Here is a 24,081-nt window from a genome sequence, read left to right as displayed (position 1 = left end):
TTAGAGCGATTATTCGGGCATTCTTACAAGTTCTTGAATCTGCACATCAAGGAGCTCGGCTATCCTGAGAAGGGTGTCGAGACTCGGTTGAATTGTGTTAGTACACCATTTGGAGACTGTGGCGGGGTCTTTACCGAGCTGTTCGGCAAGCCATTTGTTGGTCCGCTTCTTCTCCACAAGCATGACTTTGATTCGGTTTATATCTTTGCCCATGATGTTTTGTCCTATTCATTAATGCAAAGTTAACGAATTTTTCCGAGAAGTCAGTCATGCTATGCCATAAAATTGAAAGGACATTTTAAGAAATTGCATTTCGTGCAATGAAATATTATCTGGAATAGTCAGCTTCTGGTTCTGCCGCCATTGGCACCTCGGTCTCTTCAAAGCTATAACCGATTCTATCAGCCGATGTAATGCTATTATAAATCTTATTGAGTGTGACCTCGCGGTTTGCCTTGTTGCGCAGTTCACACTCCCATACACGAATTACTTTCCATCTCAAATCAAGTAACGCCTGCATTGATTCTCTATCGCGCTCAATGTTGCGCTCAATCTTCTCCTTCCAGAACTCGACATTGGACTTTGGCAACCGGAAATACTTGCATCCTTCATGGCCGTGCCAGAGGCATCCGTTGACGAAAATGACTGTCTTATATTTTGGCAATACTATATCCGGATTACCCGGCAACTTTTTGACTTGAACACGGAACCGCAGACCACGAGAGAAAAGATACTTCCGCACAATTATCTCAGGCTTCGTATCCTTCCCCTTTATCGCCGCCATATTGCGACTTCTCTGCTCGGGTGTCTTCACATCAGCCATAATATTTTATTTGGCACTGTCGGGATTAGACATTTGAGAGGCGATCTTATTCAAAGTCTTTGAGATTTCTTCTAATGATACTTGGACTGTCTTATGGTTGGAAACAGAATGAGGTTTAACTAACCCTAAGACTAAATCTTCCATAGAATCTTCAAGCGGACTTTGAACAAGCATATTTATTCTCTTTACAAACGTCTTGATAGGAATCACTGCATGAAGATTATACTTATCGTTGTACTTAACATCAACAATAATATCGAAATCTTTATCACACCATTCTTTATTTATATCTTCACACCAACCAATCATACTATTCCAAGCCTTTCCTGCTGCAATATAGACAGGATTCTGAGATGTGTTGATATACATATTTTGAAATTTGCTGTCAAGACTCTGGATTAATTCATCTCCAAAGTTTATACATACATTAGAGGCATCATATCTGCTGGGATTTGAGACTTGCAAAAAGAAAGCTTTCTTATATACTATTATTCGACAAGTAAGATGGGGACGATGTTCTTCTTCCCATTGTCGTTTCATCTCCTCTAACTGCATCTTATTTTGTTTAAGAGTATGAATGGTTACAATAATCATCGCAAATGATGCTAACGCACCAATGAAGCTGCTCCAAAAAGATAACCACGTTTGTGGTTCTCCTATAATTGGTAAACCACATGGAATTTGGAGAATAAAATTCAATGCGACGGGTACTAATAATAGCCCGATAATAAGTATGAGATATTTGATTTTCATCTTGTTCATATGTCTGTTTTATATTCAAAATTACTAATAAAATCTGAGTCTGCAAAGCAAACCCGCGAAAGATAAGATTAAAACGCCCCGGCAAGAAGGAGAGTCTTATCGGGGCGTTGGTCAAAGGGTTATGGGCGTATTAGCGGATGGAATCAGAGGCGGATGCAGGCGATGCGGCAGCCGGGGACTTGGCTGGTGGCGAGGGGCTGGCAGTCTTCGTCGGCGAAGTGGAGGAAGCCGTGCGACTTGGCGGTCTGTTTCAGCCAGTGGATGAAAGCTTTCATCTCGGCGCGGATGACCTCCTGTGCGCCTCGGAAGCTGATGCGGATGATTATGAGTGTCATATCAGGGATTCCGAGATGGCCTCCGGAGCGTTCCCATAGGCGGAGCTGAATGGCGCGGTCCTCGCCGAAGTAGTGGATGCAGGCTCCGACGGAGTTCCAGTCGAGAGTGGCATCATCGGGGTTGGCTCCGAACACTTCGGAGATATAGGAACGGAAGTTCAGGAAGAAGTCCACGATGGCGTCGTGGGTTGAGGATTTGATTTCTTGCATTGTCGGATAGGGCGTTAAAGGGTTAAACAAGCGATTTTGCATCCGGGTACCTGATTCGGTGCGTCCGTGGGGCCGTGGCTCTCGTCGGCGATGTGGCGGAATCCGTTAGCTTTTGCCGCATCGCGTAACCATAAAGATACGGTATCGGCTTCTGCCTGAGGTTTCGCCACGAGCCCGGAGATGTGGAACACGGAAACGATGACGGTCATGTCGGGTATTCCGAGATGTCCGTTGGAATGCTCCCATAGACGGAACTCGAAGGCCCAGTTCTGTCCATGGTAGCGTGCGGTGGCGCCGACACAGTTCCAGTCAAGTGTGAGCTGGTCGGGAATTGCTGAATAGTTCTCTACCATGAATTCGCAGAAGTCATAGTAGAAGGCCTTGATGCTCGTCTGAGCACCTGCCGAGATGGGATTGAAAGAATTTGATTGCATTGTTTGTTGAGTTTGAGGTTTGTGAATTACCAAAGTAGATTGCCTGATTCCGGTGTCCAAGAGTCGGAGGGTCGGAAATAGACGTGGGTACGCTCGGCGCGTTTGCGGCGTTCGAGTCGGATAGTCATTTCTTTTATGCTGTCCTGCTCCTGACGGTTGCCCACCATCATCGCCTCTTCGCGGAGCATCATGTTACGGATGCCCTCAGCGTCGTAGCTGATGCGCTCGTAACGATAGAGCCATTCTACTTTCTGAAGATGTGTGTTCTCCTGATTGAGATTGTAGCACCAGATGCCAAGCCCTATCGAAGTGAGGAATAATACAGAGAAAATGAGATATACCCATTTGGGGGTGGCGAGCCACCACTGACCTGTGACAAGAGATTGCACTTTATAACGCAGGTCGCTTACTACATCATAGAGGGCCTTACGCTCCTTGGCAAACTCCTTACGGAAGCCTTCGTAGAGAGCATCCTTTACCTTTCCGTTGATATTATCGGTCAATATTTTGGCTACTCCATTTGAGAGGCTGTCCGGCAGGGCTGCAAGCATATTATTGACAGTCTCATTGGTTGAAGCTGACGGTAGTTTCTCATCAAGCAGCTTGCCTATGCTTTCGTTGGTCGCAACATTGTCGGGCAACTCAACCAGAATCTTCTGAGGACCAGAAGAAACGGGCGATGCTGTTTGCGATGGAGCTGGATTTGATACCAGCCGGGTGTCTATGCCTACAAGCATATCCTTATTCTCTTTTGCGGTTTTGAGAAGGTCGTCAATCTTCTCGTCTTGTTTCTTGACGAGTGAGTATAAATCTGCCATTACAGTGATCTTCCTTTCTTCTTTTTGGGTTTTCTTTTCATTCTGTTGATAAAGGATTGTTCCTCGGGGTCATAGCCGGGCCCAACCTGAAACAATCCTCCGATAGCCTGACATCCGGTTTCGATTATGCTCTCTACGACATTTGCCACAGGCGATTCCTTAACTTTTGTCGTTACAGAAATCGGTGCCGATTGCTGAGGCTGTGTCTCTCTTATCCCAGCGTTCTTGGCAAAGAATTTGTCAAGACGCTTGTAGGAGAAAGCACGGTCAATCTTCGAGCCGTTGAATGTAAAATCGTCGTCTGAGAAGCGTATGCCCTGCGGTTTGCCTGTGTCGCGGTCGTTGTAAAATTCAACTGTTATACCTGCCGGAGCGAGGCGGCGACGGAATTCGTCCCACGATTTGCAGCGGTACATCGCAGCCTGAATCTTGGGTTTCATCTCAGCTATTGCATCTTCATACAGTTTCTTTTTCGGCGAAAAAGTCAGTCCGTATTTCAGCTTGATTGCCTTGGTAGCATTACGACTTTTGTCGAAATTATTACTTTCGTCGATGGCTTTACCGTGGAGATTGACGCGATTATAGACGATATGAAAGTGCGGAGAGCCGGTTTCGAGATGACGAACTATCAGATATTGCGTATCCCGGATGCCCATACATTCCATATATTCTTTAGCCAACTGAACCATAAACTCATCGGTGAGACGGGGCAAATCTGCCCTGTCGAAACTCACGGCGATATGTCCGATGGGCTTGCTGATTCTCTTGTTGAGACTCGCCCCGATGTCGAAACTGTCCACAATTCGGCGGTAATCGTTGCCGAGAATCCCGTCGGAATCTATCACTCGCCAAGTATCGTCGGTGAACTGTTCCTTGTCGTGAAACTCACGCATAACGTAGCCAACAATATCGGCTGCGGCTCCTTTTGCGAGTATTTTTGCTATCATAACAATGAGGAATTTGAGGTTTTCAACTTGCCGAGTGTGGCTAAAATTCCATCGAGACAAGCCTCGGCTTTTCGCTTTGTCGAGGGCCATGCGTTAGCCTGGCACGCCTTGACTTGAGCGTTCAGATTCTTGCCTTGATACATCAGTTCCCGTATCGCCTCACGTTCAAAATCGGTGAGGCGACCGACAACGGAGAGCCGGAAGACGCAAATTCTAAGCAGCTCGGCAATGCTGACACCGGCAGCCGCAGCTTTGGCTTTCACCTCACGCTCCTCCGCATCGGTAAAATTCACAGAGACTTTTCGGTCTCTCTTATCACTGGATTCTTTCTTTGGTCGCCCACGGAGTTTCACACCGGGAGCGTCCTGATTGAACTTTCTCATTCGTTGGGTTGGGGATGGTGACCGCAGGGAACAGAGAGCGTCCTTCGGGATGCGAGGGGTTTCGGCGGGGGAATTTTTTACCTCCCGAAACATACCCTTGCATCCCCAACTAATCCACTATCGTTTCTTAGTTGTGCGCTGACGATAACCGCTCCCTGCTGTCGGGTTAATACTAACGTTATTTAGTACTGAAGTAGGTACTGAGGTACCAACGTACCTTAGGTGGAAAGGTCGGACTACCGAACGGTCTATGGGTCAGAATGTCGTTAGACCTATGAGATGTCAGATAGAAATTTTTCATAGTTTACGCCAGATTTCGATGTCGTCAGCATATATTGTTAAATGCTCGACCAGGATGGCATTGATATAGCTGCCGACAGTAGAGTCGCGGTCACCGAGGATGCGGGCGATGCGTTCGAGCTTCTCCCATACACTGTCCTCAATGTTTATCGGATGACGCTTTGACAGCTTTGACGGCATGAGATAGGCTGTCTTGAACTCAGCGAAGTCTGATTTGCGCTGTTGCTTGCCGATGCGCTGTTGCTTAGGTGGCTCGGTCGTGTCGGTTGCGGCTGTTGCTTCGGTTGCTGCCTGCGCGTTGTCAAACAGATTGTCGGCGTTGGCAGGTGTGGTGCTGTTAACAGTCTTGCCGCTGTTAACAAGATTGGTGGAGTTGATAGGGTTATCTGATTCCATAATAAAATCGGGATTAAGAGTTGATACTTTGGATTTGGTTGCATCGGTCAACTCGGTTGACTTAAATGCTGGTGTTGACGGAGCTTTCTTCGCAGTCATTGTTTTTCAGTATTTGAGGTTTTGTTGATTGCATCAGTATCAGGGTCATACCGTTCAACTGACACGAGAGTGAGTTGCAGGTCGTCAATGAGTTTCTGTAACATCGGATTATTTTTAATCATGGCTTGCAGCACGGCTTGGTCAGGCTCGATTTGCAGGAGGTAGTCTGCTATGTCAAGCCCTGCTGTTCGCTCGTTATCGGTGGCAACTTCTTCAAGAAAGTTGAAGATGCTTGCCTCGATACCGAGATTGCGGAGCAAACTAAGTTTCTGCCGCCATTGGTCGGTCGCGCCGATGTCGGGATACAGAATTACCTGACGGCCTCGGAGAACGCGGAGTGCATCAGTATTGAAGCACCCATTTTTCCCGCCGGAAGCGAGCCACACATATTCGGGCAGATAGTAAGCTGCCACAAGTGCGGTCTTTTCGCTCTCGACAATGGCAACAGGCTTGCCTCTGTTCATCGGCAAGAGATGTTCTCCGAAAAAACACTGATGCAGATTGAAATCAGGCAGTCGGAGCAACGAATGAACCCATGTAACATGGTTGAACGGTTTCTTCACGCGCTTACCTGTCTCGGCATCGTAGAGCATTACCTTTCCGGCGCGGACGCTGCCGTTGATGTCGGTTTGCCAAAACACGCATGACCCCGGCCAGTGCTTCGATGTGCCGACGCGATAATCTTTCATCAGCAGGAGAGCGTCCTCGGCTCCGAACTTGGAGCGGAGGAAAAGATAGAGGTTGTTCTTCTCATATCCGTGCAGAGTCTGTGCAACAGTCTCTGACGCGATGAAGGATGTCGGCTTTCGCTGCTCGGTCGGCTTGGCTCGCCATGCTGACGGAGCTGTGAAATCGGAGTGTAATGGCTTAGCCTCCGGATTACGTTCAAAATATTCCTTCGGTGTCAGGTGGTAGCCGCAGCTCTGCTCATGGTCGCATCTGCCAACATCATCAGGAAACGATATTTGTTTCTCGGTGTCGATATAGCGGCTAAAACAGCGTTTATTGTGGCAGGCAGGGCAAGAGTGACGGCTTCCAACCCCTTTATAGGGCTGGAGAATGAATCTATGATTATTCATAGCATTAATTATGAGATTTGTGTGGTGCAGTTTTTGCAGTTTCCGCAGTTTGCTTGACAAAACTGTCGGAACTGCGGAAGCTGCATGGAGTTAGAGTTTAAGATATTTGCCATGCGAGGACTTCTGGAATAATTTGCCAAGATTGTTTTTTAGGAATTCCATAAAGGTGCGCTCTGCCATATCATTAGCTTTTGCTATGGCGATGCCTTCTCCGGTCTCAAATTCCTGAGGGAGTGCGCTCACTATTGCCAACTGTTGCGAGGTTAGCGAAAGTTCCTTCAGAATAGTCTGAACCTTAACGGCTGATTCCTTGAAATATTCGGCGAGAGAAATGGCCCGCTCAACAGATATGAGGTCAATCATATCCTTACCGGCATCATTGCACGCCCAGCGTGCCATCTGAATAATCAGACAGAAACGTATGGCATAGATTTGTAGCTTGCAGTAGATGCCGACAATGGTCTCGTTTGGCTCACGGTCGCATATGTCTGACAGTTCATGCTGCCATCTGAACAGGCGTATCATAGCTTCCTCAGTAAACGGTATAGTTATCGGCAGAATATCGTTGTTTTCATCAACGGTACATTGTAATTCCATGAGCCTCGATAAAATGCGCTGCCATTCAGCGGCCACATCGAATGTCGGATGCTTCATCGACCACCGGGTAGAAGTTTCGTGTCGGAGCAGGACAAACAGGATGCGGTCAATGAAACCGTTGGCAGAGCGTTCCCCTTTGGCAAGTTCGGAAAGGATGCGTTTCTGCATCGTGCCGATTACGGACACAAACGGACGCTTGATAAAGATAGAGCTACGCGAGCTTTTGCGGTCGGACATGGTGGGCTTTGCGCTGAACACCGACAGCCAGAATTGTTCCTCAGAGCCGTTGTTGTAACGGTTGAAGTTCTTGACCCATGCCGACAGTTCATCGGACAGCAGACACAGACCACGGCGATTCTGCGAATGAACGAGGCTCAGACCTTCCGGAGTAATATCAGACACAAGAAAACGGCGGCGGACAGGTTCACGGGGGCAGACCTCAATACCTTTTTCTGCACGTTCCTTCCGGCTCATTTCAAGTTGCTCCAGATATTCCAGATACTGTTTCTCGTAAATCCGGTTCTGTTCGTAGTCTTGTTCCACAAACGGACGCATTGCAAAACTCAACGGATGGCTCTTGTTGGCACCGGGTCTTCCGATGAGAGCCATATATAGAATGGCGCTCTCGTCCCAGCCTTCTTTCATCCGCGCGAGATGCGTGTTGCCTATCGCTACCGACACCGCCACCAGCATTGCCGCCGCCACATAATCGACAGGAAATCCATAGCAGTCGTTCACCTCCCTGATGATACGTTGTATTTTGGAGGGATAGAGGCTAATGGGAAAACCGCCGCCTGTGATTGCGGTGCAATGGTCAATGGCCTTGTCGAGCACGAGCTGAGGAGTAATCTTATCGCTCATAGGCTAACGGCTCAAACAGTTTCGTCCGCCTGGGCGCAGACCTTTGTTCATCTCGGCAACCATTTCATCATACTTCTCCTGCTGAGATTTGGGCTTGCCGGATGCCATGTATTCGAGAAGCTCGCTCTTAATGAACCTCCACGACTTGCCGCCGGGATTCTTGCATGCCGGTATGATTCCGGCGCGAGCCTTTTCATAGAGAGTGTTCTTGCACTCTCCGAGTAGTTGACAGGCCTCCTTTGTGGTGATGAAAGGAGAACTGTCTTTTGATGGTGGAGCAAGCGCGTTGCGCAGCTCCCGTAGCTCATCTTGCAAGGCTGAGACTCGCTCGATGAGATAGACAACCGCTTCGGGCAGTCTGTCGAAAGTCACGGGTGTTGTGAACATGATGCAACCGAAACCTTAGGAAACCGTCATGCCAACGCGGCACGTCCGGGCTAAGATTTCGGTTGCAAATGTATAAGGAGAAAAAACATAGAACAATGAGGTCTAATCCCTCTCAAAACGTTCTCCAAAACGTCTCCAAAGCCTCTCCTACTGGAGATATATGATTCTCCAATAGGAGATTGAAGTTTTATCCGGCAATAAGGTTGCCACAGTCGAGACTTCTCGAATCCTTACCACGTTCCATAGAGCGTTGAACGAACTCTGCCCACTCTTCGTCATTCATAGGCTCATCGTTGTCATTATCCATATCTCTATCCTCATCGTAGTCGTTAAGATTATCGTAATCGTCGCGTTCTTCATCTGCTGGTTCTTGGGCTTCCTCTGATTCGGCAATTTTCGATTTTTCTTCGGTAGAGATTGGTGGATCGGGTTTATAAGATATGGGAGCAGCCGTTTTAGGGATTGTTTCCTTAACGACCTTTTCAGTGGCAGGCTCAATATTTGATGCTTCTGTATTTGCGGAAGTGGTTGTATACTCCTCGATATTATAATCCGCTATTGTTAGACCTTTGTCAAAACGTTCCTCAATTTTGATTACGCCTTGAAGAGGATTTTGCTTGAGCTTCTTTGGTAGTTGATTATCTGAAAGACCATCAAGGTGGTAATGGAACGTGGTCTTTAGAAAATGGTTAATAAAATTATTAGGTTTGCCAAATAGTCTTCCCATGTTCCAGCCAAAATGCAATAATGCCCACTTCTCTATCGGTGATGCGACCTCGATTCTTGCAGCCGGTATATTAGCCTCGATTTCCTCCGGAGTACGTGAATCCCAGTTTGGAGACGATGCTCTTTGAAACAATCCCAAACGGAAAAACAGCTTTTCCAAATCACAAGGTTTGACATATGGACCTAATTTCTCGGCGGTGTATTCGCAGGCAAACCGATATTTGGCGTCTTCCTGCGATTGTACCAGAGATGCGGCGGATTCCTTCATGTCATTTATATTGAAGGATACGACTCCGGTCTCATCATGTTTCTTTAATGATGCTTCCGGCGGGATTGCCGTTTCTTGCCGCAATTTAGTTACAACATTAAGCATCATATCCTCAAAATCACCACGAGATAAGGGCTTTTCTTTGGCCTGTGGAGTGGATGAATTGGTGTCAATAACCGGTTGCGATACAGGAATCTGCTGTACAATCTTCGCTTCCTTTTCTTCTGTTTCGCCGATTAGCGGCATATCTTTGCCTGAAAGAAATTCGACGAGCAAAGCATATAGTGCAAGTCCGGCGACAATGGCAATTAAAAAGAAAACGTTAGCATTGAACTCTGATTCTCCTTTTGATAAAATAGAGTGGCGGATGGTCAGTGCTGAAAAAATATCAACAGCAATCACCAGCACAAGCAACCATGGATGATGGCCTTTGAATAGGTCTTTCATTCGCGTAATTGTTTAATCGTATAGCCTTAAAAAATGATGAGTTATGCAAACAAGGTTAAAACACGGTAACACTTTCGATTGTTCATTCTCCGAAAATTGAATCAGCATTGTTGGTTGGAGATATGCTTGATTCGTTGTACCTTTGCACTCAAAAATAACATAATGGCGACATCAGCTCAAAAGAAAATAATTACGTTCTCTCTGAGAGTAGATCTCATAGAACGTCTTAAAGATATGGCTAAACAAGAGCATTGTAGCCTTGACAATTTGGTTGAGAGCATATTGTTTGAAGCTGCTTATAATGAACCTAATGAGATAACAAAGGCCGCTCTTGAGGAAGCTATTAGTGGAAAATTGAGGACTAAACCTCCCATTGATACATCATCTGTAGAGGCTATGTTTAAGTCAATCGATTAGACACTATAATAGCAATATAATTATAGACCGAGACAATGCTGATAAGGCAATTATCTCGGTCTATCTTATTATTATTTCAGAGAGATGGCGTTGGATGCCTCGCGCTTTTTCTCACTGACCACGTCGGCGTAAATTTGAGTAGTTCTTACGCTACGATGGGTTAACATCTTTGATACCACGTATACGTCGATGCCCAGCGAGATAAGGAGTGTGGCAAACGAGTGACGAAGACAATGGAACGACAGTTTTTTCTCGATTCCGGCTGCCTTTACCCATTTCTTGAATGGCTGTTGTGCCATTGAGCGGCGGAAGCCTTTGAAGATAAGTCCTTCACCACGCTCCCCACAATATTTCAGAGCCTCTTCACTTATCGGTAATGTCGCTTCTGTCTCGGTTTTCTCGGTACATAGGCGTATGCAGTGGCCACCGTCAGGACTTCGCTCAATATTATCCCATCGGAGCTGCAACAGGTCGCTAAGACGTAATCCGGTAAACAGACCGAACATAGATGCTTGTCTGAGGATAGGCACCTCACACTCGGTAGCATCAAGGATTTTCATCTCGTCGAGCGTCAGATACTCCTTCTTTACCTCCTGCCATTTGATGCCTTCAAGAAAGTCGTTGACGTTCTCGGTGATATATTTTTCCTTATATGCCATTTTCAGCAGACAGCGGAATGTTGACCAATAGCCTGAAGCAGAGTTGTTGGATAACGATATCTTTTTGCCAGGGTGGCGCAGACTATGTGCATAGAGAAGATACTCCCGGAATTCTTCGCACAGTTCCGTAGTAATATCGCCGAATGTGCATCGGCCACCGCAGAATTTTTTGAAATGGAGATAGACGCTCATCCATTTGTCATATTTGCTTTTCGCCTTCTTCTCGAAGTAGGCAAGAAAGTCCATCTTCTGTTTAGTCTTGTCAAGGAATCCGAACTGTTCGTTTACGAGGCTCTGATAACGGATGCAACGGATGGCCTCGGCTTTCTCCTCCATTTCCTGATTGAAACGGCGTTGTATCTCGTTGGCCGGTTCGGCAAAGATGACTATGCCGAGAGTTTCGCGGCGGGTCATCTTGTTTGTGTGGGGATTGCGTATCGCGGGATAATAATCGAGATAGAGCGATACCTTACCTCCGGCATACGGGCGACGACGGAGGAACACTTTGGTGCAGGTGTTTGTCATTGTTTTATGGGGTTTGAGGGTTTGAAAATCAGATACAAAAGTAGCGGGAGAAGCATGAGAGAACAATGAGTTCTCCAGCAGTCCCAAGGCTTCTCCAAAGTCTCTCTGGAGATTAAATCTCCGGAGAACCGAGGAGAGAATCAAGTTCCGAGCAGAGTATGAGAGTGTATTTTCCTTTCTTCACACGAGTGATGTTGTGGTATTTCAGATAGTGGTGGAGTTGGTCGCGGGTCAGTCCATACTTCTCCATCGCCTCTGGATAGGTGTAATACTCCGGTGCCTTTGGGACGGTCGCACCCTTTGCCAAATCGAAATGATACTTGGAATACATCACATAGTTGCCTTGCTTTTTCTTCGGAATACCCTCTTTTGATACGAGAGTATAGATTGCCGATAGTGTCATTCCATAGGCGGCTTGAATATCAGCCGCGGTGTACCACTCGTTGATTTCCTCCTTCGGCTGCTGATTGGCAAAGTAGCGGTCAACATGGCTTCGGCTCCAAAGAGTCTTTCCTCGGCTCTGAGTCTTCGGCCAGCCTTCACGCTCCGCAATCTTATACATCCCGGAGTTAGACACACCATATTTCTCTTGAATCTCCTTGGAGGTGTAGAAATCAGTGATTGGAGCTGATGGATTCTTGACCTGTGTACTCTGAATATCAAGAACTGAAAATAGTGAATCTACATCGGCTCGACGAATGAGTGTCTTGCGTTTCAGTTTCCAAACCTTGATTACTCCACGGTTTATATAATTATAGATTGTGACGTGGCATACTCCTAATAGGGTAGCTGCTTGTGTTGGAGTCAAGAACTCTTGTTTAGCGACCTCTTTCTGTCCTGATTGCTGGTATTCATATTCTCGTTGGTATGAATCCAGTTTCTCCTGACGCTTTCTTTCCTTGTATGCGAGTCCTGAGCATCGGTGGCTGCAATACTCCGTTGTTGTCTTGCGAGCAATGAACTCAGCTCCACACCAACGGCATTTCTTTTTGATTTCAATGTTGCTACTCATTTTTATCCTGTGTTAGTGTTTATTTCGCCGTTTATTTCGCCAAAAGTGTTCATGGGCGTAAACTGACGTAAACCTACGTAAACATCGTCCACGACCTTGCGGCACGCATTGACGGGGTTGACCGACTTGCTACAAATCGGGTACAAAAACACAGGTAAAAAGGGGTGAAAAGCGGTTATATTGCAGTATGAAGACGAAAAAAGCCGCCCGATAACGAGCGACTTTTCAATATTTTACACCAAATGGCACCAGTTGTCACCAATAGGCTACTTGCCGATGCAGAAGTTCTGGAAGATGGAGGTGAGGAGGTCGGTGGTGGTGATGGTGCCGGTGATGGCGGAGAGGTGGTGGATGGTTTCGCGGAGGTCCTGGGCGATGAAGTCGCCTGAGAGGTTTGCTCGAAGGCCGTCAAGGACGCGGGCTAATGATTCTGCGGCGAGTGTCAGGGCTTCGTAGTGGCGCGCGTTTGTAACCATGAGGTCTGCTCCCGCAGAATCATTGGTTCCTGATAGGGTGTGGAGTGCTTGGGTGAGCCGGTCTATGTTGTGGCCTGTCGATGCAGAGATCAATATAGGCCTTTGTGTCGATTTTTCTGTTGTGACAGGCTCTTGTGATTCAGTGAAAATGTTCTGCAAAGGGTGGGGGAGATCGGTCGGTGAGGCAAGTAGGTCTGTTTTATTCAGAACTGTAAGGAGGGTTGCTCCTTCTGCTAGATGTTTTTTTATTTCGGTATACAGTTCGGTCAGTTTCTCCTGACTGATGTCTGGTGTTACGAGCCATATGACTATGCGTGCGCGTTCGATGGCTTCAAATGAGCGGCCGATGCCGAGGTTTTCTACGTGATCTGAAGTTTCGCGTAAGCCGGCTGTGTCGATGAATCGATACATGACGCCGTCGATCTCTATTGTGTCCTCGACGGTGTCTCTTGTGGTTCCAGGTATGTCGCTGACGATGGCGCGTGACTCATTCAGCAAGGCGTTGAGCAGGGTCGATTTGCCTGCGTTTGGTTCGCCTACGATCGCTACCGGGATGCCGTTTTTAAGTGCACTGCCTGTTGAGAATGTAGCGGCAAGGCTGCTGATTTCAGTGTGGAGGTTTTTGGCCAGTTCTGCCAGGTGGATGCGCGAGGCGAATTCAACGTCTTCTTCTGAAAAATCGAGTTCGAGTTCGAGCAAAGAGGCTATTTCGATCAGTTTTTCTCTGAGTGTTCCGATCCGTTTTGAAAAATCGCCTCTCATCTGGGATGACGCAAGGCGGTGGGCGCTTCGGGAGGTGGCGGCAATTACATCGGCCACGGCTTCGGCCTGGGCAAGGTCGAGTTTGCCGTTGGCGAATGCGCGACGTGTAAATTCTCCGGGCTGAGCCAGACGGCATCCTGTGCGTATAAGCAGATTGATCAGTTCGCGCTGTATCCATACGGAGCCGTGGACCGAGATTTCAACTACGTCTTCGCCTGTGAATGTTCCGGGAGCGCGAAACACTGTGGCCACTCCGCTGTCAAGCGGTTCTGTCGGGTTTTCAGGGTCTGTTATTGTGCCCAGGTGGGCGGTATGTGTGCCGACTGATGAGAGAGGTTTTCCGCGCCAGATTTTATTGATGATGCTGATTGCATCGGGTCCGCTCACGCGGATTACTGCTATGCCTCCACAGCCGGGGGCGGTGGATATGGCGCATATGGTGTCTGAATCGTTATACTGATACATAAGTAATTCTTCGAAATTGAACGATACAATGATCATCGGGAACTCTTTCAGTGGATTGTTCCTGGAGTCTATCTGCAAAATTAGCAATTTATTCCCAAGACGCAAAACAGGCTATCGCGATGGAGAGGTGCGATAGCCTGCGGTCAAAGATATTAAGGTAGAAGAATGTCAGATTTGCAGTCTGATCACCGGGGTGCGGTCAGGCAAACGGGGTAGATCAGTCTTCAGACTGTGACTTTTCGGCATATTCTTTCAGGAGTTTTTCCTGGACGTCAGCCGGAACGAGTTCATAGGATGCGAACTTCATTGTGAAAGCCGAGCGTCCGCCGGTGATTGAGGATAATGCGGTCGAGTATGACGACATTTCTTTCAGAGGTACTCTGGCCGAGATCTTTTCAAAACCATTGTCGCTTGACATGCCCATGATTATTGCTCTACGGCCCTGCAGGTCGCTCATGACATCGCCCATGACATCACCGGGCACCATGACTTCGACGTCATAGACCGGTTCGAGCACTTTGGGGTTGGCGTTGCGGAAGGCTTCGCTGAAGGCGTTTCGGCCGGCCAGGCGGAATGAGATTTCGTTTGAGTCAACCGGGTGCATTTTACCGTCGTAGATGCAGACTCTTACGTCGCGGGCATAGCTTCCGGTCAGAGGTCCCTGTTCCATGCGGTCCATGAGGCCTTTGACGATGGCCGGGATGAATCGTGCGTCAATCGCACCGCCGACAATGCAGTTGTGGACCACGAGTTTTCCGCCCCATGAGAGTGGTAGTTCCTGAGTGTCGCGGACGCTCATCTTGTATTCCTGATTGCCGAATTTATAGGTGTCCGGTGCAGGCATGCCTTCTGTATAGGGTTCGATAATGAGGTGTACTTCGCCGAACTGGCCTGCGCCGCCTGACTGTTTCTTGTGTCGGTAGTCCGCGCGGGCTGCTTTTGTGATTGTCTCGCGATAGGGGATACGCGGTTCATCGAAGATGATCGGGAGTTTGTCATTGTTTTCAACGCGCCATTTGAGAGTGCGAAGATGGAATTCTCCCTGGCCTGACAGGATGATCTGTTTCAGTTCCTTCGACTGTTCGATTACCCATGTAGGATCTTCCTCGTGCATACGTGTGAGGATGCCCATGAGCTTTTCTGAATCGCTCTCTGTCACGGGGCGGATCGCACGGCGGTATTTCGGCTCAGGGAAGCGGATGAAATCAAAGCTGTATTCGCAGTCCTTACCGTCAAGAGTGTTGCCGGTGCGTACATCTTTCAGTTTCACGGTTGCGCCGATGTCTCCTGCGCAGAGTTTATCGACCTGAGTCTTGATGTTGCCGCAGACGCAATAGATCTGAGCGATTCTTTCGCGTGAACCGCGTGTGATATTTTCGAGGTCTACGCCAGGAGTCAGTGTGCCGGACATGACTTTGAAGTAGCTGACTTCACCGATGTGCGGTTCTACAGTGGTCTTGAAGAAGTAGAGTGAGAGCGGACCGTTGCTGTCAGGCTTCACTTCCACTCCTTCTACTGTCTCAGGAGCCGGCATGTCTTCAACAAACGGCACTACGTTGCCGAGGAATTCCATCATTCGGCGTACACCCATGTCCTTAGCTGCGCTTACGCAGAACACTGGATAGATCGAGCGGTCAATCAGGCCCTTACGTATGCCTTCGCGCATTTCGTCTTCGCTGAGATGGCCCTGGTCGAAGAATTTTTCCATCAGAGTCTCGTCATTTTCAGCCGCAGCCTCTACGAGGGCCTGGTGGAGTTCTTTGGCGCGTTCCATTTCTTCGGCCGGAATCTCTTCGATGGTCGGAGTGCCACCGTCAGGGCCCCAGGAGTATTTCTTCATAAGCAGCACGTCAATCATGGCATTGAAGCCGGCTCCGCACTGCAGAGGATATTGTATAGCCACGATCTTGTTGCCGAAATGCTCGCGCATCTGCTCCATGACGTTTTCATAGTCGGCCTTGTCGCCGTCAAGCTGGTTGAGAGCGAAAATCACTGGCTTTTTCAGAGACTGGGTTGTACGGAAGATGTTCTGTGTGCCTACCTCCACGCCATATTGCGAGTTGATCAGTATGACACCGGTGTCGGTCACATTGAGTGCGGTGATCGCATTTCCGACAAAGTCATCGGCTCCGGGGCAGTCTATCACATTAAGCTTCTTCCCAAGGAATTCCGCATAAAAAACTGTCGAGAATACGCTGTAGCCATACTCTTTCTCAACAGGGAACGAATCACTTACAGTGTTTTTTCCTTCAATGGTGCCGCGGCGTTTTATAACTCCACACTCGTAAAGCATAGCTTCGGCGAGTGTGGTTTTACCAGAGCCTTTGCTCCCAAGCAAGGCGATGTTTTTAATCTCGTTTGTTTGATAGACCTTCATATTTAATTTAGGTTTTAGTTTTAGGTAAGAAGAAAACGTCCGCAAAATAGTAATAAATTTTCGTTTTCGGTGCGCAAAAAAATGTGTTTTACAACATACTGACGTTTTTTACTCTCTCGATGCTCCAACGTCACCATAATATTATTACCTTTGCGTGTATTATTTCCAAAGAAAAAGCCTATGGATATAACAAAACCTTGCATCATTCCTCTTCCACGTATATATGACCCCCGCGGGAGTCTCACTTTTGTCCAGGACAATGATCAGATACCGTTTGAGATCGCCCGGTGTTACTGGACCTATGATGTCCCGGCTGGAGAGGCCCGTGGCGGACATTCCCACAAGGAGGCTAAATCGCTGCTGGTGGCTGTCAACGGATGCTTCAATGTGAATCTCTTTGACGGTGACACTTGGATGACCTATACGCTTAACCGCCCGTATGAAGGGCTGTATATCCCCCCAGGCTATTGGCGTACGCTCGATAATTTTGCCTCCGGAAGTGTGTGTGTGGTCATGACTTCAATCCTCTATGATCCGGATGAATACATCCGTGATTACGAAGAATTCAAGCAACTGGCCTCACGGCAGAAAGGACCCTATTTATGAAATATCCTTTCCTGGATCTTGGCTGTGTGAATGAACCGTATGCCGACAGCCTTGTAGCCGCGGCAGAGCGTGTGATACGCAGCGGCCGTTATATCGGAGGCCCTGAAGTGGAGGCTTTTGAATCGCGCCTTGGCGAAATGCTTGCCTCTCCGTTTGTGATAGGTGTCAGCAACGGTCTCGATGCCCTACGGCTTATACTGAGAGCCTATTGCGTGATGGGGGTTTTCAGTCCGGGAGACGAAATCATCTATCCGGCCAATACATTTATAGCTTCAGTGCTTGCCATCAGCGATGCCGGGCTTGTTCCGGTTGCGGTAGATATAGATGAGAAGACCATGAATCTTGACACATCTCTCCTTGAGGCTGCCATCACGCCACGCACTCGTGGAATAATGGCAGTGCATCTCTACGGGCGTGTGGCCTGGGATGCGACTCTTACAGACTGTGCCGAAAAACATGGGCTGAAAATAATTGAAGACTGCGCGCAGGCTCTCGGCGCCCGCACTCTGGCTGAGGGCCTTCACGCTTCGCCGTTTGCCGGTGCGCTTGGCGATGCCGCGGGAATCAGTTTCTATCCCACCAAGAATGTCGGAGCTTTGGGCGACGGAGGTGCGGTTGTTACTCATGACGCCGGTCTGGCCAAAACTGTGAGAGCTCTGGCTAATTATGGCACAGAGTCGCGTTACAACAACATATTCAAAGGCTTCAACTGTCGTCTTGATCCATTGCAGGCGGCTTTCCTCAGCGTGAAACTTCCGTATCTGGCTCAGGAGAATGCCGACAGATTCGCGAGGGCACTGGCTTATCAGCGCACCATCTCGCATCCTGACATAGTGTTGCCATATATGTCATCAGAAGTCACAGACCACGTATGGCATCAGTATGTGATAAGGGTCACAGGCGGAAAACGGGATCAGTTCCGGCAGAAACTTGCCGAAAGGGGAGTGGACACTGACATCCATTACGCCGTGCCCCCGCATTGTCAGCCTTGTTATGCAGATCTGGCACATGGCCCGCTGCCGGTCACAGAGCGCCTTGCCGGAGAGATAGTAAGTCTTCCTATAGCCACCGGTACATCCGTGGCCGATGCGGCCGAAATAGCCAGTATTATCAATCAGGCTGACCTTGGCGGCTGAAAAATCATTCATAATATATGGCAAAATCAAGAAGGAGAACAAGAAAGAAAAAAGTAGGAAAAAGTATCAGAAATATGTGGCGAGGACTTATAGCGGTAATCCTTATGGCTGGATGTGGTTATCTTGCCTCACACCTTAGCGGTCAGGAAACAAATGAACAGGTGCTGTCCGCACATTCTGGGGACTATGGAAATCTTCTCGAAGTCAAAACAAGGCCTGGAACACCTTCGGTGCTCAAAAGTTACCGTGGGATAGATCTGTCATTCAACCCGCAATGCCATATACCCAACTGGGTTTCATGGGAATTGACCGCCAAGGAGACAAGCGGCTCCGCATCGAGGACAAATAAATTTGCGTCAGACCCTGACGTTGAAGGCTGTGCCTATACCTGGGACTATAGTTATTCCGGTTATGACCGCGGGCACATGGCGCCTGCGGGCGATATGAAATGGAGCGCTGAAGCAATGGCCGAGACATTTCTGCTTACCAATATATGTCCTCAGGCAAAGAGCCTTAATGCCGGCTCATGGAAAGGGCTTGAAGAAAAATGCCGGCAGTGGGCAGAGGCTGACAGTGCCATCTATATAGTCTGCGGGCCGGTTATAGACGGAAATCCGATTGAATATATAGGTGACTCGCGCGTCTATGTTCCGAGAAAATTTTTCAAGGCTATTATCTCACCTTATTCTGTACCGGCGAGAGGTATCGGATTTATCATGCCGAATGAAAAAGTCAAAGGCGGCATGCAGGCCTGTGCGGTCACAATTGACTCCATTGAGGCTCTTACCGGGCACGATTTCTTCTCCTCGCTGCCTGACGAGATAGAAAAAGAGGTGGAGAGCCAATGTAATTTCCACTATTGGAGCACTCACCGCAAACGGTAGAGCGCGGTAAAAACAAAAACAGACAGAAAACAGAAATGAGCCACACAGCTGTTGAACTGCACGGATTGTTGACCGGCTATCAAGGGCGTGACGGGAGCGTCAAAGTTTCCGGACCGCTTGATGCGTGTCTGAACAAAGGGGAGATGACATGTCTTCTCGGTCCGAACGGCGCCGGAAAATCAACTCTTCTTAAGACCTTGTCAGGTATGCTTTCTCCTCTTTCCGGATCAGTGACGGTTGACGGCAAGTCTCTTTCGGACTATTCTGTCTCTGAACTGGCCAAGGTGATAGGGCTGGTGCTTACGGAGAAGCCTGCTGTCGGAAACATGAAAGTGGAACAGCTCGTAGCGATGGGGCGCAGCCCTTACACAGGCTTCTGGGGGCGTCTGAGCGACTATGACCGGAAGATTGTTGACGATGCAGTGGGTCTTGTCGGTATAGGCCCGCTGTGTGGACGGCCGGTTGCTTCGCTCAGTGATGGCGAAAGGCAGAAAGTGATGATAGCCAAAGCGCTCGCCCAACAGACTCCGGTCATATTTCTCGATGAGCCTACTGCTTTTCTTGATTTTCCAAGCAAAGTCGAGATAATGCGGCTGTTGCGTTCTCTTTCACGATTCAGACAGACCACTGTGTTTATTTCAACTCACGATCTGGAGATTGCTCTTCAGATTGCCGACCGCGTGTGGTTGCTCGACAAGCATCATGGCCTTAAAACGGGAACACCCCGCGGACTTGCCGCTGACGGCAGTCTGGGGGTGTATTTTGACCGTGAAGGAATCTGCTATGATCCTGTCGGCGGGCATTTCCGCATACTGATGCAGGATCAATGATCTGTGGCGGTTCCTTCCGTTCTGCTGAGCGGGGCTGATCAGGATTTGTTGGCGCGCTTACGTTCGATTTCGTCAAGAATGATCTTGCGCAGGCGGAGGTGATGAGGGGTCACTTCCACATATTCATCTTCCTTGATATATTCGAGAGCTTCTTCAAGCGAGAATACTACCGGAGGGATGATGCGGGCCTTGTCATCGGCGCCGCTTGCACGCATGTTGGTCAGTTTCTTTGACTTGGTGACATTGACCACGATATCGTTGTCTTTGGCGTTTTCGCCTACCACCTGACCTGCATAGACTTCTTCCTGAGGGAAGATGAAGAAACGTCCGCGGTCCTGAAGCTTGTCAATGGCATAGGCATAGGCGGTTCCGCTTTCCATTGCGATGAGCGATCCGTTGGTGCGGCGTTCGATGTCACCTTTCCAAGGCTGGTATTCATGAAAGCGGTGAGCCATAATGGCCTCTCCGGCCGATGCGGTCAGCACATTGTTGCGCAGGCCTATGATGCCGCGTGAGGGGATGAGGAATTCAATATGGATGCGGTCGTTCTGAGTCATCATCGAGACCATCTCGCCTTTGCGGCGGGTCACCATGTCGATGATCTTTGATGAATATTCTTCCGGCACGTTGATGGTCAGCATTTCGATTGGCTCGCATTTCTGCCCGTCGATTTCTTTGAGGATGACCTGAGGCTGGCCTACCTGAAGTTCAAAGCCCTCGCGGCGCATTGTCTCGATGAGCACCGAGAGATGAAGCACACCGCGTCCGAATACAGTCCATGAGTCCTCGTGGTCAGCTTTGGTTATGCGCAGTGCGAGATTGCGGTCAAGCTCTTTTGTCAGGCGGTCATGGATGTGGCGTGAGGTTACGTATTTGCCATCCTTGCCGAAGAAGGGGCTGTCATTGATAGTGAAAGTCATTGACATTGTCGGCTCATCGATGGCGATACGCGGGAGCGCCTCCGGATTATTGAAATCAGCCACAGTGTCACCGATCTCGAATCCTTCGATGCCTACAAGGGCGCAGATGTCGCCGCTTTTCACTGACTGCACTTTCTTTCGGCCCATGCCTTCGAAGGTATGCAGCTCCTTGATGCGCTGACGTACAACTGTGCCGTCTTTCTTGCAGAGCGCTATGTCCTGGCCTTCGCAGAGCTCACCGCGGTGTACACGGCCTATGGCAATTCGGCCTACATAGCTGCTGAAGTCCAGTGAAGTTATCAGCATCTGTGCATCGCCTTCAAGCACTTCTGGTTCGGGGATATATTCGATGATGGCGTCAAGAACGGCAGTGATGTTGTCAGTCGGCTGGGTATAGTCGGTGCTCATCCAGCCTTGTTTTGCCGAACCGTAGACGGTGGGAAAATCAAGCTGATCTTCGCTTGCATCGAGATTGCACATAAGGTCGAACACCATTTCCTGCACTTCGTCAGGACGACAGTTGGGTTTGTCGACTTTATTGATGACAACTACCGGTTTCAGGCCCATCTGGATGGCTTTCTGAAGCACGAATCGGGTCTGGGGCATCGGGCCTTCAAAGGCATCGACAAGGAGGAGGCAGCCGTCGGCCATGTTGAGCACTCGCTCTACCTCGCCACCGAAGTCGGCGTGTCCCGGAGTGTCAATGATGTTGATCTTGTAGCCGTTGTAGTTGATTGAGACGTTTTTGGAGAGGATTGTTATCCCTCGCTCGCGTTCGAGATCATTATTGTCGAGTATGAGTTCACCGGTTGACTGATTGTCGCGAAACAGTTTTCCGGCCATTAGCATTTTGTCTACGAGCGTGGTTTTGCCGTGGTCCACGTGGGCGATGATGGCAATATTTCTAATCTTCTGCATTGTCCAAAAATTTTTCAGGGTGCAAAGTTACAACTATTTTCGCTAATATCTGCTTTGTTGCGCCAAAAATCGGCGTCGGAGGCCGATTTTGCTATTCTGAGTGCCTCTGTCAATACATCTGATAGTCTACCGAGAGCACTTGGAATTCAGTCCGGCGGTTTATCTGGTCTGCAATTTCCTGCTGCTCTTCCGGAAGGCTTTCAATGAATGCCTCGTCAAGTACCCGGCCCTCTTCAAACAGAGGAAACTCGCGGGCAAGACGCTTGGTGATCTTTTTCGGGCGCGATTTGCCATAGCCCTGATACTGAAGCCGAGCTGCCGGAATTCCTGCCTCTATCAGATAGTCGACCACGCTTTTTGCGCGGCGTTCGGAGAGGCGTATGTTATATTCGTCAGACCCCAGCGGTCGGTGTGTGATGCCATTTCGATTGTTATGTTGGGGTTGTCGCGCAACATCTGCACGAGGCTGTCGAGAGCGCCTTTTGATTCAGGCCGCAGAGTGGCTTTGTCAAAATCGTAGAAGATATTTTCCACGATGTTTGGTTTTGAGATCGAGGCCAGTATGAAGTCTATGCCGTATTCGGCGTCTTCTTCGGCAGTATCTGATGTGAATTCCTGTTTGGCGTTGAGATAACCTTTTGCGCCGGCGAGCATCACATAGCGCACTCCGCGCTGCAGCGGGAAGGAGAACGATCCGTCGTTGCGGGCTACGGCTTTCTGGTTGGAGCCGTCATTGCCTACGATGCGTATCACGGCGTTCGGCACAGGTTCTTCATCTCGGTCCAGCACCCAGCCGCTTATCTGAATCTTGAGATCGGGGAGTTCGAATGAATAGAGATGGTCATATCCACGGCCGTCGCCGCGATTTGAACTGAAATAGCCTGACTCTTTGCCTGGGTTGGCGAAGGTGATGCCGAAATCGTCACCTTCGGAGTTTATGGGCGAGCCCATATTCTCTACCAGCCAGCCGCCGGAAGGGGTCAGCGTGGCCCGGAATATATCAAGTCCACCCAAGCCGGGATGTCCGTCAGACGAAAAATACATTATAGAGTCGGTGAGCATGTAGGGAAATACCTCATCGCCTGGTGTATTGATCGCGTCTCCGAGATTTTCAAGGCTTCCGGCCCGCTCGTTAAGTTTGATGCGCCAGATGTCTTTGCCCCCGTGTCCGGGCATGTCGGATGTGAAATAGAGATACTCTCCGGAGGGGCTTACTGCCGGATGCCCATAGCTCGAAAGCGTGTCGTTGGTGATCTCAAGCTTCACCGGTGCGCTCCATTGTGCATCGGAGCGGCGCGAGGTGTAGATGTCTACGCCCGTATTCCGGTCGGGCGTACGTATGGCGCGGGTGAGATACATGGTCGATCCGTCAGGCGAAAACGAAATGATGCCTTCGTCCCATTCTGTGTTCACTTCCCCCTCCACGGCTTCGGGCCGCTGCCAGTCGCCGCGTTCGTTCTTGCGCACCATCCAGATGTCGCTGCGTTTCATGCCGGTGATCTCGCTGCGGTTCGATCCGGTTACTTTCTCATTGGTCGTTGTGAAATACAGCACCTCGCCGTTAAACATGGGAGAGAAGTCGGAACGGCGGGAGTTGAAGAGTTTTGCATTTCTGACCACGTGGCGTGTCTTGTTGCGCTTGAGCTCTGCTGCTCGGCGCGCACCGGCAAGAGCCTGCCGGGCATGGCTGTCGTCCGGTTTGATCTTCAGATAATCTTCATAGCTTTTGATTGCTTGGGCGTAGTTGCCTTGCCCGTGTTGGGCGCTGGCAAGCTGAAGGAGTATTGTGGAGTCAGGGTATCCGTAACGCAAGGCATTCTGATAGGCGGCAGTCGCACGTGCGTCCTGGCCAAGGCGTGTGTAGCATTCGCCCATCTTCAGAGCCACTTCAGCCCGCTGGCTGCGCTGTTCGCGTGGATTGAGTTTGTTGTAGATTTTTCGATAGGTTTTCTGGGCATCGAAATATTCGCCGCGGGCAAGCTGCTCGTCGGCTACACTCATCTTTGCTCCGGAACATCCGGCCAGTGCGCCTGCTATAAGCGCTATATATATAAGGTGGTATAAACGGGTCATGACTGGTGATGATGGAAGTTTCTTATAAGGCTTGTACAGCCGTTCAGATATGCTTTTGATAATTTAACGTAGAAATCATGTGAATATTTTATTTTGGAAAAGCGGCGAAATCATTGTATCTTTGTGCGATAATTCAGCATGGCCCGACT

Annotated in this window: 23 protein-coding genes and 1 pseudogene; 5 read left to right on the top strand and 19 right to left on the bottom strand. The window is 49.1% G+C overall.

The window, feature by feature from the left end; translation table 11 throughout:
• Positions 1-9: 9 nt before the first annotated feature.
• The 13 genes from E7745_RS11870 to E7745_RS11810 form a co-directional block, all read right to left on the bottom strand.
• On the bottom strand, positions 10-213 hold the full coding sequence (locus E7745_RS11870; protein WP_136408883.1) for a helix-turn-helix transcriptional regulator: 204 nt from the start codon (positions 211-213) through the stop codon (positions 10-12).
• Between the two features lie 115 nt (positions 214-328).
• Positions 329-823 (bottom strand): very short patch repair endonuclease, encoded by a 495-nt coding sequence (locus tag E7745_RS11865; RefSeq protein ID WP_136408882.1) that lies wholly within the window; start codon positions 821-823, stop codon positions 329-331.
• Between the two features lie 6 nt (positions 824-829).
• A complete protein-coding gene (locus tag E7745_RS11860; RefSeq protein WP_136408881.1) occupies positions 830-1,576 on the bottom strand; it encodes a hypothetical protein in 747 nt (248 codons plus the stop codon).
• A 152-nt stretch (positions 1,577-1,728) separates the two neighbouring features.
• Entirely contained in the window at positions 1,729-2,130 is a 402-nt protein-coding gene (locus tag E7745_RS11855) for a hypothetical protein (RefSeq protein ID WP_136408880.1), read from the bottom strand.
• Between the two features lie 14 nt (positions 2,131-2,144).
• Positions 2,145-2,564 carry a hypothetical protein gene (locus tag E7745_RS11850; RefSeq protein WP_136408879.1) on the bottom strand — a complete coding sequence of 140 codons (420 nt, stop codon included), beginning with the start codon at positions 2,562-2,564 and terminating at the stop codon, positions 2,145-2,147.
• A 26-nt stretch (positions 2,565-2,590) separates the two neighbouring features.
• Positions 2,591-3,382 carry a hypothetical protein gene (locus E7745_RS11845; RefSeq protein WP_136408878.1) on the bottom strand — a complete coding sequence of 264 codons (792 nt, stop codon included), beginning with the start codon at positions 3,380-3,382 and terminating at the stop codon, positions 2,591-2,593.
• Positions 3,382-4,329 (bottom strand): relaxase/mobilization nuclease domain-containing protein, encoded by a 948-nt coding sequence (locus E7745_RS11840; protein ID WP_168182129.1) that lies wholly within the window; start codon positions 4,327-4,329, stop codon positions 3,382-3,384. The genes E7745_RS11845 and E7745_RS11840 overlap by 1 nt, the downstream gene beginning before the upstream one ends.
• Positions 4,326-4,712 (bottom strand): hypothetical protein, encoded by a 387-nt coding sequence (locus E7745_RS11835; RefSeq protein WP_136408876.1) that lies wholly within the window; start codon positions 4,710-4,712, stop codon positions 4,326-4,328. Before E7745_RS11835 ends, E7745_RS11840 begins: the two co-directional genes overlap by 4 nt.
• A gap of 297 nt (positions 4,713-5,009) precedes the next feature.
• Positions 5,010-5,408, bottom strand: coding sequence for a DUF3408 domain-containing protein (locus tag E7745_RS11830; protein ID WP_168182127.1), 399 nt, complete (start codon positions 5,406-5,408; stop codon positions 5,010-5,012).
• A gap of 95 nt (positions 5,409-5,503) precedes the next feature.
• Complete coding sequence (locus tag E7745_RS11825) at positions 5,504-6,586, bottom strand: DUF6371 domain-containing protein (RefSeq protein WP_136408874.1); 1,083 nt, start codon at positions 6,584-6,586, stop codon at positions 5,504-5,506.
• 90 nt (positions 6,587-6,676) lie between these two features.
• Positions 6,677-8,044: a DUF3987 domain-containing protein gene (locus tag E7745_RS11820; protein ID WP_136408873.1), complete on the bottom strand. Its 1,368-nt coding sequence runs from the start codon at positions 8,042-8,044 to the stop codon at positions 6,677-6,679.
• A gap of 3 nt (positions 8,045-8,047) precedes the next feature.
• Complete coding sequence (locus E7745_RS11815; protein ID WP_136408872.1) at positions 8,048-8,431, bottom strand: helix-turn-helix domain-containing protein; 384 nt, start codon at positions 8,429-8,431, stop codon at positions 8,048-8,050.
• A 187-nt stretch (positions 8,432-8,618) separates the two neighbouring features.
• Positions 8,619-9,872, bottom strand: coding sequence for a hypothetical protein (locus E7745_RS11810; RefSeq protein WP_136408871.1), 1,254 nt, complete (start codon positions 9,870-9,872; stop codon positions 8,619-8,621).
• A 162-nt stretch (positions 9,873-10,034) separates the two neighbouring features.
• Between E7745_RS11810 and E7745_RS11805 the strand changes: the two genes are divergently transcribed.
• Positions 10,035-10,289, top strand: coding sequence for a toxin-antitoxin system protein (locus tag E7745_RS11805; protein ID WP_205743441.1), 255 nt, complete (start codon positions 10,035-10,037; stop codon positions 10,287-10,289).
• Between the two features lie 71 nt (positions 10,290-10,360).
• On the opposite strand, the gene E7745_RS11800 is transcribed toward E7745_RS11805, so the two are convergent.
• From E7745_RS11800 to E7745_RS11785, 4 genes are all read right to left on the bottom strand, one after another.
• Positions 10,361-11,473, bottom strand: a complete 1,113-nt coding sequence (locus E7745_RS11800) for a site-specific integrase (protein ID WP_136408870.1) — start codon at positions 11,471-11,473, stop codon at positions 10,361-10,363.
• 112 nt (positions 11,474-11,585) lie between these two features.
• Positions 11,586-12,485 (bottom strand): helix-turn-helix domain-containing protein, encoded by a 900-nt coding sequence (locus E7745_RS11795; RefSeq protein WP_136408869.1) that lies wholly within the window; start codon positions 12,483-12,485, stop codon positions 11,586-11,588.
• Positions 12,486-12,751: 266 nt separating this feature from the next.
• Entirely contained in the window at positions 12,752-14,224 is a 1,473-nt protein-coding gene (gene mnmE / locus E7745_RS11790) for a tRNA uridine-5-carboxymethylaminomethyl(34) synthesis GTPase MnmE (protein WP_240740308.1), read from the bottom strand.
• Positions 14,225-14,405: 181 nt separating this feature from the next.
• Positions 14,406-16,565, bottom strand: coding sequence for a translation factor GTPase family protein (locus E7745_RS11785; protein WP_124075504.1), 2,160 nt, complete (start codon positions 16,563-16,565; stop codon positions 14,406-14,408).
• A 180-nt stretch (positions 16,566-16,745) separates the two neighbouring features.
• Here E7745_RS11785 and E7745_RS11780 point away from each other — a divergent pair, with 180 nt between their 5' ends.
• The 4 genes from E7745_RS11780 to E7745_RS11765 all read left to right on the top strand — a co-directional run bounded on the left by E7745_RS11780 (position 16,746) and on the right by E7745_RS11765 (position 20,021).
• Complete coding sequence (locus E7745_RS11780; RefSeq protein WP_107032700.1) at positions 16,746-17,171, top strand: FdtA/QdtA family cupin domain-containing protein; 426 nt, start codon at positions 16,746-16,748, stop codon at positions 17,169-17,171.
• The gene (locus E7745_RS11775) at positions 17,168-18,307 is read left to right on the top strand and encodes a DegT/DnrJ/EryC1/StrS aminotransferase family protein (RefSeq protein WP_123398378.1); all 1,140 of its coding nucleotides are present in this window, start codon (positions 17,168-17,170) and stop codon (positions 18,305-18,307) included. Before E7745_RS11780 ends, E7745_RS11775 begins: the two co-directional genes overlap by 4 nt.
• 74 nt (positions 18,308-18,381) lie before the next feature.
• Positions 18,382-19,191, top strand: coding sequence for a DNA/RNA non-specific endonuclease (locus E7745_RS11770; protein ID WP_168182125.1), 810 nt, complete (start codon positions 18,382-18,384; stop codon positions 19,189-19,191).
• 35 nt (positions 19,192-19,226) lie between these two features.
• Positions 19,227-20,021, top strand: a complete 795-nt coding sequence (locus E7745_RS11765) for an ABC transporter ATP-binding protein (protein ID WP_136408867.1) — start codon at positions 19,227-19,229, stop codon at positions 20,019-20,021.
• A 38-nt stretch (positions 20,022-20,059) separates the two neighbouring features.
• Here the strand turns inward: E7745_RS11765 and typA are convergent, their stop codons facing one another.
• Positions 20,060-21,859 (bottom strand): translational GTPase TypA, encoded by a 1,800-nt coding sequence (gene typA / locus E7745_RS11760; RefSeq protein ID WP_107032704.1) that lies wholly within the window; start codon positions 21,857-21,859, stop codon positions 20,060-20,062.
• 109 nt (positions 21,860-21,968) lie between these two features.
• Positions 21,969-23,932, bottom strand: a pseudogene (locus tag E7745_RS11755) (OmpA family protein).
• Between the last annotated feature and the right edge of the window lie 149 nt (positions 23,933-24,081).

Source organism: Duncaniella sp. C9, assembly GCF_004803935.1.
In the GTDB taxonomy this organism is placed as follows: domain Bacteria; phylum Bacteroidota; class Bacteroidia; order Bacteroidales; family Muribaculaceae; genus Duncaniella; species Duncaniella muris.
The sequence above is the reverse complement of the archived record's forward strand: the minus strand, read 5'-3'. Positions and strand labels throughout refer to the sequence as shown.